The following is a 14,310-nucleotide window of genomic DNA, read 5'->3' on the forward strand; positions in this document are numbered from 1 at the left end:
ATTCGTCAGAAGTTTCTGCGGGCCTTTTAGGACGCGGCTTGGAGGGCTTTCGGCCAAGACTTGACCGAAAGAGCACCAAATCATCGGATTACTGAAATACCCACTTACAAATGCACCACAGGTGCTCCCCGGTAACACCTGTGCACCACCGCAATGCAAAAAAGTGCAACCTTGAGGTACAACCTTTAAAGCTAGCGACGCATTCGCGGGTAAACCTGCCCCCACTGGAATCGTTTGACCTAAAGGTCGGCTTTACCCCGCCAATGGGCCAAAACCGCTTCCATGAGCGGCCCAAAGGTGGCACCATCGCGCCTTTTTTCATCAAGGCTCTGGTGCTGGGCGACACCTTCGCGGACATCTGCGCGACGTTACGCTGTAGCGATGCGACAAACTGCCCCACCAGTGCCCACAGTCCCCGGCGACCCTGTTGGCCGTCATAATGCCGCTATGCTAGCTTGGCGCACGCCAGGAAGGCCGCCAATAGCTGGGAACGCACCCGAACACATGAGGACCGCACATGGCTCAGGCCACGCCCGCGCTGGAAATCCGCAATCTGCACAAACGCTACGGCGAGCAGGAAATTCTCAAGGGCATTTCGCTGACCGCACGCGACGGTGACGTGATCTCCATCCTGGGGTCGTCCGGCTCCGGCAAGTCCACCCTGCTGCGCTGCATCAACCTGCTCGAGAACCCGCACCAGGGCGAAATCCTGGTCGCCGGCGAAGCCCTCAAGCTCAAGGCCGCCAAGAACGGCGACCTGGTCGCAGCCGACAACCGCCAGATCAATCGCCTGCGCAGCGAAATCGGCTTTGTCTTCCAGAACTTCAACCTGTGGCCGCACATGTCGATCCTCGACAACATCATCGAGGCGCCACGCCGCGTGCTCGGCCAAAGCAAGGCCGAGGCCATCGAAGCCGCCGAAGCGCTGCTGAACAAGGTCGGCATCTACGACAAGCGCCACAGCTACCCCGCCCAGCTTTCCGGTGGCCAGCAACAGCGCGCCGCCATTGCCCGTACCCTGGCCATGAAGCCCAAAGTGATCCTGTTCGACGAGCCCACCTCGGCGCTCGATCCGGAAATGGTCCAGGAAGTGCTAAACGTTATCCGCGCATTGGCCGAAGAAGGCCGTACCATGCTGCTGGTGACGCACGAGATGAGCTTTGCCCGCCATGTGTCCAGTGAAGTCGTCTTCCTGCACCAAGGCCTGGTCGAAGAGCAGGGATCGCCGCAGCAGGTCTTCGAAAACCCGACCTCGGCGCGTTGCAAGCAATTCATGTCCAGCCACCGCTAACGGAGCAATACATGCACACTTACAAGAAGTTCCTCCTGGCAGCTGCTGCCACGCTGGTGATGTCGGCAAACGCCATGGCCGCAGAAAAACTGCGCATGGGTATCGAAGCCGCCTACCCACCGTTCAACAACAAGGATGCCAGCGGTAACGTGGTTGGTTTCGACAAAGACATCGGTGACGCCCTGTGCGCCAAGATGAAAGTCGAATGCTCGGTCGTTACCTCCGACTGGGACGGCATCATCCCGGCCCTGAATGCCAAGAAGTTCGACTTCCTGGTGTCGTCGCTGTCGATCACCGACGAGCGCAAGCAGGCCGTGGACTTCACCGAGCCGTACTACTCCAACAAGCTGCAGTTCATCGCGCCGAAAAACGTCGATTTCAAAACTGACAAAGAGTCGCTGAAAGGCAAGGTAATCGGCACCCAGCGCGCCACCCTGGCCGGCACCTACCTTGAAGACAACTTCAAGGGCGTCGACGTGAAGCTGTACGACACCCAAGAAAACGCCTACCTGGACCTGGTGTCCGGCCGCATCGACGGCATCCTGGCCGACAAGTACGTACAGTACGAGTGGCTGAAGAGCAAAGACGGCTCGAAGTTCGAGTTCAAGGGCGAGCCGGTGATGGACAGCGACAAGATCGGCATTGCCGTGCGCAAAGGTGACACCAAGCTGCGCGACGACCTGAACAAAGCCCTGGCAGAAATCAAAGCCGACGGCACGTACAAGAAGATCAACGACAAGTACTTCCCGTTCAGCATCGAATGACCCGCCCTGACCGGCGCGCCCTTGCGGCGCGCCAGTCCCTAGAATGACCTGCCCATGAATATCGACCTGCACGGATTCGGTCCGGCCATGATGGCCGGCACCTTGATGACCGTAAAACTGGCGCTTTGCGCCTTGCTGCTGGGGCTGGTGCTGGGCCTGCTCGGCGCCCTGGCCAAGACCTCCCCGCTCAAGCCGCTGCAATGGCTTGGCGGCTTTTACTCGACCCTGGTTCGCGGCGTGCCCGAACTGCTGTGGGTGCTGCTTATCTATTTCGGCACCGTCGGGCTGATGAACAGCCTCGGCGAAGCCCTGAACATGCCTGGCCTTGAGCTGAGTGCCTTCGCGGCCGGCGTGATCGCCCTGGGCCTGTGCTTCGGCGCCTATGCCACCGAGGTGTTCCGTGGCGCCATCCTGGCGATTCCCAAGGGCCACCGTGAAGCGGGCCTGGCACTGGGCCTGTCCAAGGGCCGCATCCTGTCGCGGATCATCCTCCCGCAGATGTGGCGCATCGCCCTGCCCGGCCTTGGCAACCTGTTCATGATCCTGATGAAGGACACCGCACTGGTGTCGGTAATCGGCCTTGAAGAGATCATGCGTCATTCGCAGATAGGCGTGACCGTGACCAAAGAGCCGTTCACCTTCTACATGGTCGCGGCCTGCATTTACCTGGGCCTGACCGTCCTTGCCATGACCGGCATGCACTTCATGGAAAAACGCGCCGCTCGCGGCTTTGCGAGGGCCGAATCATGAATTGGGAAGTCATCTTCAAATGGCTGCCACGCCTGGCCGAAGGCGCAACCCTTACCCTGGAGCTGGTGGCCATTGCCGTGGTTGCCGGGTTGATCCTGGCCATCCCGCTGGGCATCGCCCGCTCCTCACGCCATTGGTACGTGCGTGCGGTGCCGTTCAGCTACATCTTCTTCTTCCGTGGTACGCCACTGTTGGTGCAGCTGTTCCTGGTCTACTACGGCCTGGCGCAGTTCGATGCCGTGCGCTCCAGCTCGCTGTGGCCGTACCTGCGCGATCCGTTCTGGTGCACGGTGCTGACCATGACCCTGCACACCGCCGCGTACATCGCCGAGATCCTGCGTGGCGCGCTGCAGTCGATCCCCAAGGGCGAGATCGAAGCGGCACGCGCGCTGGGCATGTCACGGGGCAAGGCACTGTTCTACATCATGCTGCCACGTGCTGCGCGCATCGGCCTGCCGGCGTACAGCAACGAAGTGATCCTGATGCTCAAGGCCAGCGCCCTGGCCAGTACCGTGACCCTGCTGGAACTGACCGGCATGGCCCGTACCATCATTGCGCGGACCTACCTGCCGGTGGAAATCTTCTTCGCGGCCGGGGTGTTCTACCTGGTGATCTCGTTCTTGCTGGTGCAGGGCTTCAAGCTGCTGGAGCGCTGGTTGCGCGTGGATGCCTGCCAAGGCCGCTGAGCCGTCCCGGCCTCTTCGCGGGTGCAACCGCGAAGAGGCCCTAAAACCCAACACACGTCCTCCCATGCCCAGTCACCTCCACAGCCACCACCTAAGCACCCGCTTCCAGGCACTCGACCAGTTCCTGATCGAGCACCAACAGCTGTGGAAACCCCGCCCCTTCACTACCCTGCACCTGGGCTGGGAAACCACCCACCCCGAACTGGCCACCCACCTGCGCCAATGCTCCCTGGCAGACGCCGAAGCCGATAGCACCGCTGACCACTTGCCCGCCCCATTCCCGCAACTGGCCCAGCAAGCCCAGCAGCTCTCCACCCTTGGCAGCCTCCCTCAGAGCGCTCTACCCTCCGCCGCCCACCGCCTGGACGTTGCTGTCCCCGGCCGCAAATGGCAGCAGATCGAAGCTTTCGCCAGCCACCTGGCCTTCCGTGAACCGCCGCAACACTGGCTGGACTGGTGCTCCGGCAAAGGCCACCTGGGCCGCCGCCTGTTGCAACCCGGCCAGCAACTGACCTGCCTTGAGTACGACGCCGACCTGGTCGCCGCCGGCCAGGCCCTGAGCGCGCACCACCACGTGCCAGCGCAGCATGTGCACCAGGATGTGATGGCCAGCGACAGCGTCCGCCACCTGGCAGGCGACAAGAGCGTGGTCGCCCTGCACGCCTGTGGCGACCTGCATGTACGCCTGATGCAACTGGCCAGCCGGCAAGGTTGCCGGCAGTTGGCCGTAGCCCCCTGCTGCTACAACCGCACAGCCGTGCAGCAATACCAGGCGTTATCCACAGCCGCGCAAGCGTCCAGCCTGCAGCTGTCGCTGGACGACCTGGGCCTGCCCTTGAGCGAAACCGTCACCGCTGGCGCCCGCGTGCGGCGCCAGCGCGACACCTCGATGGCCCGGCGCCTGGGCTTCGACCTGCTACAACGCCAGCAGCGCCAGAGCAGCGAATACCTGCCGACGCCGTCGCTGCCGGTAGCCTGGCTGGAAAAGCCTTTCGAGCACTACTGCCGCGACCTGGCAGATCTGAAACAACTGCCTTTGCACGGCAACCCGGATTGGGCCGCCCTGGAGGCCGCGGGCTGGCAGCGCCTGGCCGAGGTACGCAACCTGGAGCGCGTGCGCAACCTATTCCGCCGGCCGCTGGAACTATGGCTGGTGCTCGATCGCGCCCTGTTTCTCGAAGAACAAGGCTATGAGGTGCGCCTTGGCCTGTTTTGCGACTACCCACTGACCCCGCGCAACCTGCTCATCCTTGCGGAACGCGACCGTTAGCCGCAGCACATCCTGTGGATAAGTCTGTGAACAAGCTTGTGATTACCTGTTGGAGCCAAGCGCTATTTCAAGCGCTTGGCTTATTCCAGCTTACGCGTCAAGCCCAACAAAAACAGGCGTTTGCGCAAAGACCAGCGGCGTAGCGATCCGGCATGCCTTTCGCGCAAGTCGGCAATGCCACTTGTGCATAAACATTTCTTGTGGTTGATGCAAGCGCTGTTTGCGCGGTCATTTGTGGGTGTGAGAATTCCCGCGAAGAGCGCCTGACAGGTAACACAAGGCTAATGCCCAACCGCCGTAACGGTGTATCATCCGCCCCCCAAATCATTAAAAAGTGACGTCGCGCGCTGCCCGCCAGCCCCGCGACCTTCTGGCGTTGCGCCAGAACCGACAATGGACCAACGGACTTGACCATCGTGACCCGAGCCACCCCCCTCGCCCTGTTGACCTTCGCTCTGGCCCTGACCGGCTGCACCAACGGCACCGCGCCCCACTCCAACAGCAACCTGGGCTGGAACCACCCCGGCATGCAGCTGGGCGGCGACAACGGCCTGCCCCTGCGCACCGAAAGCCCTTGCCGCAAGCGCGGCTGCGACAATGACAAGCTGTTCTTCAACCCAGGCAAAAGCGAGCCAAGCGTCAACACCATCCACCGCGGCTGGTAAGAAAATTCTCCTTTTGGGCCGGTAACTTAGGTCTTTTGCGAACAATCGCAAGGAAGTGGTTTACAGGCGCCAAACGATCGCTATAATGACGCCCCATTGCCGGTATAGCTCAGATGGTAGAGCAACTGACTTGTAATCAGTAGGTCCCGGGTTCGATTCCTGGTGCCGGCACCATATCCAGCTCCATCGCATTCCACCGAATGCCTTGGAAGCCCCTAAAACCCGCCCTTTGGCGGGTTTTTTCGTTCCAGGACCCTCCGTCGGGATCCAACAAAATACCCCATCCCCGGGGGTATTTTTAGGGTACAGCGTCTTGCCTGCATGGAGAACGTACCCTTATGCCACGCCTAGCCGTTCCTCTCAGCGACCTCAAATGCCGTACGGCGAAACCTCGCGAACGTGCCTACAAGCTATTCGACGGTGGCGGCATGTACCTCTTCGTGAAACCCAATGGCGTGAAAACGTGGCGATTGCGCTACCTCAAGCCCAGCGGCAAGGAAGGCACGCTGATCATCGGCAACTACCCCATCATCTCGCTGGCCGTTGCGAGGACCAAGCGCGATGAAGCCAAGGCCCTACTGCTCGACAACCTCGACCCAATGGAAGAGAAGAAGAAAGCGAAGCTAGCGGCTCAACGAGCTTCCCTGCTTTTTGAAACCGTCGCCCTGGAGTGGCACTCCGAAATGTCCCGCCGCTGGACGGAGGGACACGCCAAGACTGTCATGAGTCGGTTGCGCACCCATGTCTTCCCCCTGATCGGCCAACGCCCCATTGCTGAACTCGATACTCATGACCTGCTTGAGGTCACTCTGCGTATCAAAGATCGCGGCACCATGGACGTCGCCCTGCGCGTGCAGAACTATCTCTCCACGATCATGCGGGGCGCGAAGCGGGCGCGGCGGATCAGCCAGAATCCGGCGCTCGATCTGGCAGGGTCGATTCATGCCCCGCGCACCGTGCACCGCCCTGCCCTCTCACTCAACCGCCTCCCCGAACTACTCAGCCGGATCGACAACTACAACGGCCGTGAGCTAACCAAGCTGGCTGTATTGCTGACGCTGCACGTGTTCGTGCGCTCCAGCGAACTGCGCTTTGCGCGATGGGATGAGTTCGACCTGCAAAGGGCGATGTGGGAAATCCCCGACACCCGCAAGCCAATCGACGGCGTGCGCAATTCCACCCGTGGCACCAAGATGAGCGGAGACATACAGATGGTGCCGCTATCACCCCAAGTCATCGCGATCCTTGAGCGGCTACGCGGCTTGAGTCGCTTCTCCGAACTGGTGCTGCCCGGTGACCACAAGTACTGGAGACCAATGTCGGAGAACACGGTTAACCAAGTGCTGCGCAACGTTGGCTATGACACATCCAAGGAAGTATGCGGGCATGGATTCAGGACAATGGCCTGTAGCGCCTTGCTGGAGTCAGGGCTCTGGACAGACGCGGCTATTGAGCGGCAGATGAGCCATAAGGAACGCAATCGCGTCCGCGCCGCCTATATCCACAAGGCCGAATTTCTGGAGCAGCGTCGGCTGATCATGGCGTGGTGGAGCAATTACATCGATGCCAACAGATCCGGGCATGTCACCCCACACGAGTTCGCCCATCCATCTGGCGACAACATCACTCCATTGCCAAGTGGGCGTGGCGCATTCAATCGTCGGTGAACCCTCCAGATCACCGTTGGCCGCTCTTTAATTCGGGTCCATCCAAACAGGGCTGCAAAGCCGCCCTGTTTGGATGGACCTCGCTTTGCAAAGCTAAAAGCCGACACAAATCCTTTGGATACCACTGATTTCCACCGGTGGATAATTTCATGCACAGCCCCAGAGGCCACGAGGAATGGGGCGTTGACCAAAATTATCCACAGGCGTAGAACTGACCGTGCAACCGCTGCCTTAGGCAGCACCCCAGGTGACCCGAACCTTCAAGGTCACGCCGCTCTCGCGGTGGTTCTCCCCAAAGGCGATTCGCATCCGGCAGCTCGCCCGGTCACTACCCATGTGATGGATGCTCTTACACATATAGCGCTCGTGCGCCAGATACACCGTACCTCGCTGCCCTGCAGCAACCTATCCGCTTGGCCGAATCCTGCGCCAACCTGTGCCCGTCTCTTTCTCTGGAAAGAGACGGGCACTTCTACCACTGCTGCAGCCCTGATCGCACATGGCTTTGCGGCAATTCTCCTCGTGACAATTGGCGTGACAAACGCCGATGTCACCAGCAACAGCCATGTAGATGATGGTGCCGCAGACCAAGGAATGGACTGCACCTGACTGACAGTCAGGCATGCCCCGGTCATCGCTTTGCTGCTTGCACCTGGCTCAGGATCTCGCGGCATTGGTCTCGTCAGCCAATGCAGCCTCCACCCGCCCACCGGTAACGGTGCTCAGGAGGCCAGATCATGAGATGCCCTTGCTCTTGGTCGTAAAGAGCCGCCAGTCCCGCGTTAGAGGACATCCCCACAGGTCGCAGGGGCCTTGATCCCTGATAACACTCAGCATTCTTGGCGGGATGACGTGGGGCGAGGATCGGAGAACGAACGATGAGGTGACAGACATGGCATTGGTGGGTAGGCGCGACGGCCGCAATTTTGGCTACGGCAGGCAATTGAGCTATGCAGGGCCGCAGGCACTGAAAGATATGTTCGGCGGTGGCCATTACGGAACGGTCAAAGCGCACTGTGACCGGTGGTTGGCATTCGTAAAGTGGTGCCGCTCCGAACAGGGGCCCGGTATCAATGATGCGCGGCAGATCGATCGAAAGGTATTGGCCGACTACGCGGCGTATCTGCGCGACGTGGTTAGGCGCGGTGACCTCGCTGTGAGCACTGCACAAAACCGCCTATCCAGCGTTAACAGGACCATGGCGGCGCTTCGCGGTGATCAGCATGTGAAATTGCCCAGCCCGAGCAAGGCGTTGGGAATGCAGCGCACCGGGGTTCGGCAGTCGGTGCCGCAGGGCCAAGGCCGCAAACAGATTAAGCAGATCGTCGACGCGCTTTGTGGTCGTGATCAGCTGCGAGCCGCAGCGATCGTTCTATTGGCACGAGCCACCGGCATGCGCTTGCGTGAGGCCATCCTAGCCGACTTGCCACGGCTGAGCCGTGAGGCTAAAGACCTAGGCAAAATCAACATCCAGGATGGCACCAAAGGCGGCCGAGGTGGTGCTTCAGCCCCACGATGGATTGCAGTTGATGAACATATTCGGGATGCACTGAGGTTTGCGGTAAAGGTGTCGCCGAACGGTAGCCGTAACTTGATCACGCCAAGCGAGAGCTATGCGAACGTATTGCAACGAGTAGCCGAGGCATCACGAGAAGTCCTGCATAAGAGCGCCCTGAATGGATTTCATGAGTTGCGCGCGGCTTATGCCTGTGAGCGCTACGAGCAGATTACCCAGCATGCTGCACCGCTTAATGGTGGTCATTGCTATGCCATAGATCCGCGCCTCGACCGTGAGGCTCGAATGCAGATCAGCCAAGAGCTGGGGCATAGCCGGATCGATGTGGTCGCGGCCTACATTGGGGGACAGGTATGACCAAAGCGTTTGATATGGAGGTGTTCTTGGCTGGCGTACTAAAGGGGTCACATGCGACTCGGAAGCGGCACTTGCGGCAGGCAAGAGCTATCCAGGCGGCTATAGCTGGGCGGTGGCAGCGAAAGACGCCTTGGGGTTGGCAGAGGAAGCATCTCGATTGGTTTTTGAAGAATCGCTTGAAACAGTGTAGTGATGACACGCGATATTATTATCTACTCACCGTCAAACTGATCGTTCGACGCTTGGGGGAGTCGTGGGCGTTCGGCCTTTGAGTAGATACAGCGCTTCATCGAGACAGACCGAAATAGAGCTATTGCTGCCCAATACCATTGCCGAAATCGGCAGAAGCGCCCCTTCGATCCTTCCGTCATTTCAAGAACCTGCCGCGTGACCGTTGAGCACCTTAACAAGAACGCGCCCCTACCGATTGGTGCACCAGCATCACGGTAGAATAGCTACACATTGACAGATGAGCTGAGCAGCACTGCACGCTGGAATACGGAGCCCACCCGCAACGGTTCTAAGGTCCCGGCAGGCCGCTAGGCGCGGCATGAAGAACCTCATGAGGCCGCCAAGTAGGCATTGGCGTGATGAAGGCAAAAGGCTATTCTCGCTTCGACATGGCTATCATGGAGCGTCCGCTTGATACCGCTCGCTTCACCCTTTCCGGCGTCTAGCCCTTAATTTTAAAGCTTTTTAAAAAGGAATTTATCTTGAATATGCCTGAAGAAAAGATTGTTTCAACAAACGCTACTCAATCATCACTAAACCAGATGATCGTCTTGAATGCAGTTACAGCAGATCTATTCAAAATTCAGAACGGAGCATTGACATATTACGATGCAAAGATAGGAAAAAATTGGGACCTTAGAAAAGATACGGCGCTAGACTTTGTCAACGTAATCGAGAGAAAGTTTGCAAAAAACAATAAATTTCACGGTTACTTCTCTCCCAAAAGTCAACATATGGCTCCAATAGTTCTGCAGAAATTTGTAGATGGAGAAATCCAATTCGAGCAGCTTGTTAAGGCGTTTGTTGACAACGCTTGCGATGAGGCTAACTTACCCACTCGTGGGACTTTGACTTTGGGCCACTTGGTAATGGTCCATTACAAGACCCAGAACGATGCCGATGATGTCGGTAGATTTCTGGCTGTGCTTGTGGGTAAGCAAGATGGATTTGACTTCGATTCCGACCTCCAACCAATAGATCTGACTAGCATAAATACTAGCGAGCTTCGCCATGCGGCAATGTTCGACTTAACCCTATTCAAAGAGACCTTCCCTAAAAATGACGGAGATGCATATTTAAAGTTCATTTCCGGAAAATCAAAGAGTGCATTTTTGAAAGACGCTTTTGGGTGTGCTGATCACATACCTAATCGAGATAGTGTGGAGCAGGTGCGTGCCGCTGTATTAGACTTCTTAAACGACCCCTCTATTCCAGAGGCGCGGCGCCTAAAGATCGTAGATGGAGTAACTATGCATCTTGTGGTTGCCGCAAAAAGAAATATCTCTGTGTCTATTCAGGACATTCAGAAGGTAATAAATGACTCCCTACCTTTGGGCTCAAATAAGATAGATAGCTTTAGTGGCTTTGTAAACGATGGCGGCTATACGATTAGCGAGCGATTTCAGCCAACCCGTGTAAGCGCACAACTTTTGCAAAGTGTAGACATCACCGACCCTCAAGTTGGATTTAAGTGTAGCGTTAATCTTCAGGCCATTAGCTACGCTGACGCTGAAAACAAAAAAATTATAACGGTAGATGAAGACCTTACCAGCATCAATATACCACTCACTCCTCAGGCGCGAGAGGTCATCAAAAAGATCCTCGGTGAAAAAGCAAAACTAGTCCAGCAGCTAACAGATACCGCCGACAACGATCAACCCTAGTAAACATCAATAATTCGGCGAGTTAGATCTGCCTATGAAACTGGTTCATATTTATATAAACGAACATAAGGGCGTTCGAAATTTAAATGTTTCCCTAGGTGGGGAAACCGTATTTGATGTTAACGGACATAATCTCAGCGTAGAGTATAGGATTGACACCTCCAGCTATTACAATGGGTATCACTGCTCTGCGATCATCGGAGCTAATGGAGTTGGGAAAAGTACGATTCTAGACTTCCTAGAATCTGCTTACTTCCCAATAGACTCCAGCGGAGCCCTCATTTTCTTGGATGAAAGTTCAAAAATTCACGTTTGCCAAATTAACTACCAAATAGTCCACTGCCCAGAACCAATCGAAAAACATGATGACTACGAGGCGTTCGCAAAATTATTTAACACTGTCCTGGTCAAAATAAATAACGTATCAGCAGCTCAATCTAGATTGGGGTACGAAAGGAAATACAAGCACTCTCTGATTCAAGAAAGGTCATTGGAGCACTATACTACTGGTGCTAGCCGAAAGAAAATGTACTTTGATAACTTGCTTGGCTACCTTAGATGGAGCCAATCAAGCAATAATATTGTTCAGGATGTTGGTTTTGAGTTCAGATTTCAGAACTCATTTAGACGCATGAAGTCGTTAGTTCGACCTGATATGTACCATCCTAATCGACAGGTAGAACTAGAGAGTGCCTACAAGACTGTCCAGGAGAAGAGGAAGACACCGAACCTAAGTGGTCGGGAGGATATATTTGAGTTTCTAGTTTCAGCGCTATCGACATCAATTATTGTCGAGCTCGCAGCAAGCTCAGGCGCTGCACGCCCAGTAGTATTGGCTGTCCTGCATGTACATTTCATGAACGCGCTTGCTATCGGCAATTTAGATTTTCGGGGCAGTATTTCTCAGTCACTAGAAGCTCTAAGGTATGATGAAAACTGGGACGTATTTATCAAAGATAAGCAAGACGGAGGCATCCACTCCATTAGCTCAATCGACGTTGACATCAATAGGATGCAAGCGATTTATTCTGAATGCTTAGAGTCTCTTCGCGACATTTCTGACGTCTTAGCTTCCGGTCGCCGCATATCTGTCGACGAAAGCGAATCCTTGATTGTTCTAGTAGACGAATTCTCGTTCGCAAGCAAAGCGGTTTATTTATCCACAAGACTCCCGAGAAATATACTTTCAAATATAAATTGGGGTTGGCGTGGTATTAGCACGGGAGAAATGGCTTATACTCATCTTTTCTCCGAGACTTACAACTGCGCAAAAAAATCAAAAAATGCAAGCTATGTAATAGTTATCGATGAGGCAGACCTTTACCTTCACCCCGAGTGGCAACGAGGCTTTCTTGACTCCTACCTTGAGTTGCTATATAGATTGGATTGGAAGGGCGCGCGACCGCAGATAATAATAACCACTCACTCTCCCATTATTGTAAGTGATTTTTTACCGCAAGACATTGTGTCGTTAGCAAAAAATGCCAGCGGTAAGATTGAGGTTAAAAAATCACTTGGCTTTGGAACCAACATTACAAATTTGTTCATTGATGGAATGCACTTAACCGCGACGGTCGGCGAGCACTCGAGGAAAGCCATTGTCTCGCTTGTAGAGAAATCCGAATCTCAGAAATTAAGCTCTTTAGATAAGGAGCTAATCAAAGGGATGGGGAACAAATTTGTCAGGGAGTACCTTCTGCAGAATGATTAAATTCGACTTCTTGCCTAGCGCCGACCTTAAGGCCAAGTACGACCTTCACGTTATTGCTAGAGCTAAGCAAAAAATGAATGCGTATATTCTTACGCTTCCAGTGGAGCATCAAGCTAGATTTGGCTTTTTTGATGAAGCCAAAATACATGAGTTATTGAGCTGCCAACCATGCGAAATTCTTGGCCATATATATGATATATATGAGAACTTCCCAGAACTAGCAGATAGATATTGGCCAGCATATCTCATAAAAAATGCTCCCATCCCTCCAGACGTCGATAAATATCGTGCCCAAACGCGTGAAGAGAAGGCTATTTTAGATGAATTGTCGGCGCAGGCAATCGCTTACTTAGAGCCAATTTCTAAGCCGCAGCTGACTTATATAAATCACTTATTGAATTCGCTGAAAGCGGCCGAAAACTATTCTACTAAAAGAAGCATCCTAGCGGACATAGTTAAAGCCGCGCAGGGAGAAAATCTAGCGACAGAAAAATTTAAAGATTTATTTTATGACTGGATCAACGATTTCGAGAAGGTTTTCAGCTACTCGGCACTTTCCTCGGATATCGGCCACGACATTACTGACGAGTGGAAGATACACATTTGTCTGTATTGCAATGATGAACCCATACAAACAAAAGGGGATCGTGTAAAATTTAGAACGGATCTTGATCACTTCTATCCAAAAACTAAATTTCCGTTCCTGGCTGTGACGTTATCCAATTTAATTCCAGCGGGCAAGACCTGCAATCAATCCTACAAAGGAAATAAGGATATGATTGAATACGAGCATCCTTTTGTCAGAGGTGTCGGCCCGTCTCGTGTATTCCATCTAAACTCTCCATTTGGAGAGGTAGTTACGGAGGATAACTTCTCAGTACGTGTCTTGGAACAGGGCGGCAAACTAGATTTAAATTTATCCGAGTTTGAGATCAGTCATAATTATGAGAATAGTGATGAAATTAAAACTTGGGTGGCTGATGCGGCGGGCACGGTTGAGCTCATTATCGGTTGCAATAATCCGCAGATCAAAAGTGCATTAATGAAAGGATTGATCAAGGCTGACAAGCCAGCTCATCGAGAGCGGCACAAGAAATTCAAGACTGATTCAATCAATCAGTTTGCTGGCAAAGAAATTATATTATTCCCTTAAGAGAATTTGCGCACCACGGGGGCTAGCAGAGTGAAATTTTAAATAATGCGATCTCTATACTAGAGATAACTCTAGAATTTTTCTCTCTTGAATATGTCGGTAAATACTTGTCGAAAACAAAAGCATCACAAGAGTAACGGACAACTTCTACATTTGCCCAACCCTTTGGACCGCCTAGCTTAGCTTTGTACATGCGCTTTTTGAAAGTCAAACTCTCACAATTGCTCAAAGCGTATGTATATACCTCCGTCTGAAAACTCGATTGCTGCATATACGGTTGGGTCCATTCCTTCGTGAATAGTACCTTCGGCTGAATCCTGCCAGTTGCAAACGATCTCACCGAGGCACGTCTCCGATGCCCGCCTCGTCATTTAGATGCCCCGCAAAGCTGCCAACGAAGGCCGTCGATGCTGACTATCGAGGCGAAACCACCCCATCTGCCACTGCCTAGGCTGAACTCCTGAATCATGCCCAACAGCAATGGCGATTAGCATCTCCCCGATTCGATTCCACCAAACGCCATAACTAGCTGATTTATTTATAGCTACCCTATGAGGTACGCCAATAAATCCACCAAATTCCATT

General features: G+C 54.3%; 11 protein-coding genes and 1 tRNA gene. All 12 read left to right on the forward strand.

Annotated features, from left to right (window positions below; all coding sequences use genetic code 11):
- Positions 1–517 precede the first annotated feature (517 nt).
- The gene (locus DM807_RS05235) at positions 518–1,291 is read left to right on the forward strand and encodes an ABC transporter ATP-binding protein (RefSeq protein ID WP_003257472.1); all 774 of its coding nucleotides are present in this window, start codon (positions 518–520) and stop codon (positions 1,289–1,291) included.
- An 11-nt stretch (positions 1,292–1,302) separates the two neighbouring features.
- On the forward strand, positions 1,303–2,055 hold the full coding sequence (locus tag DM807_RS05240; protein WP_179027122.1) for an ABC transporter substrate-binding protein: 753 nt from the start codon (positions 1,303–1,305) through the stop codon (positions 2,053–2,055).
- A gap of 54 nt (positions 2,056–2,109) precedes the next feature.
- Positions 2,110–2,805, forward strand: coding sequence for an ABC transporter permease (locus DM807_RS05245; protein ID WP_179027123.1), 696 nt, complete (start codon positions 2,110–2,112; stop codon positions 2,803–2,805).
- Complete coding sequence (locus tag DM807_RS05250; protein ID WP_012270083.1) at positions 2,802–3,491, forward strand: ABC transporter permease; 690 nt, start codon at positions 2,802–2,804, stop codon at positions 3,489–3,491. Before DM807_RS05245 ends, DM807_RS05250 begins: the two co-directional genes overlap by 4 nt.
- A gap of 64 nt (positions 3,492–3,555) precedes the next feature.
- On the forward strand, positions 3,556–4,761 hold the full coding sequence (locus DM807_RS05255) for a methyltransferase (RefSeq protein ID WP_179027124.1): 1,206 nt from the start codon (positions 3,556–3,558) through the stop codon (positions 4,759–4,761).
- Between the two features lie 416 nt (positions 4,762–5,177).
- On the forward strand, positions 5,178–5,426 hold the full coding sequence (locus DM807_RS05260; protein ID WP_060493557.1) for a hypothetical protein: 249 nt from the start codon (positions 5,178–5,180) through the stop codon (positions 5,424–5,426).
- Between the two features lie 98 nt (positions 5,427–5,524).
- Positions 5,525–5,600 (forward strand) — tRNA-Thr (locus tag DM807_RS05265).
- A 164-nt stretch (positions 5,601–5,764) separates the two neighbouring features.
- The gene (locus tag DM807_RS05270; protein WP_179027125.1) at positions 5,765–7,093 is read left to right on the forward strand and encodes a tyrosine-type recombinase/integrase; all 1,329 of its coding nucleotides are present in this window, start codon (positions 5,765–5,767) and stop codon (positions 7,091–7,093) included.
- Positions 7,094–7,985: 892 nt separating this feature from the next.
- Entirely contained in the window at positions 7,986–8,966 is a 981-nt protein-coding gene (locus DM807_RS05275; protein WP_179027126.1) for an integrase domain-containing protein, read from the forward strand.
- A gap of 719 nt (positions 8,967–9,685) precedes the next feature.
- Positions 9,686–10,861 (forward strand): nucleoid-associated anti-phage protein, encoded by a 1,176-nt coding sequence (locus tag DM807_RS05280; protein WP_244965010.1) that lies wholly within the window; start codon positions 9,686–9,688, stop codon positions 10,859–10,861.
- A 34-nt stretch (positions 10,862–10,895) separates the two neighbouring features.
- Positions 10,896–12,572 carry an AAA family ATPase gene (locus DM807_RS05285; protein WP_179027128.1) on the forward strand — a complete coding sequence of 559 codons (1,677 nt, stop codon included), beginning with the start codon at positions 10,896–10,898 and terminating at the stop codon, positions 12,570–12,572.
- The gene (locus DM807_RS05290; RefSeq protein WP_179027129.1) at positions 12,565–13,725 is read left to right on the forward strand and encodes a hypothetical protein; all 1,161 of its coding nucleotides are present in this window, start codon (positions 12,565–12,567) and stop codon (positions 13,723–13,725) included. Before DM807_RS05285 ends, DM807_RS05290 begins: the two co-directional genes overlap by 8 nt.
- The last annotated feature ends 585 nt before the right edge of the window (positions 13,726–14,310 follow it).

The sequence above is a fragment of the Pseudomonas hunanensis genome, from assembly GCF_013393325.1.
In the GTDB taxonomy this organism is placed as follows: Bacteria; Pseudomonadota; Gammaproteobacteria; order Pseudomonadales; family Pseudomonadaceae; genus Aquipseudomonas; species Aquipseudomonas putida_P.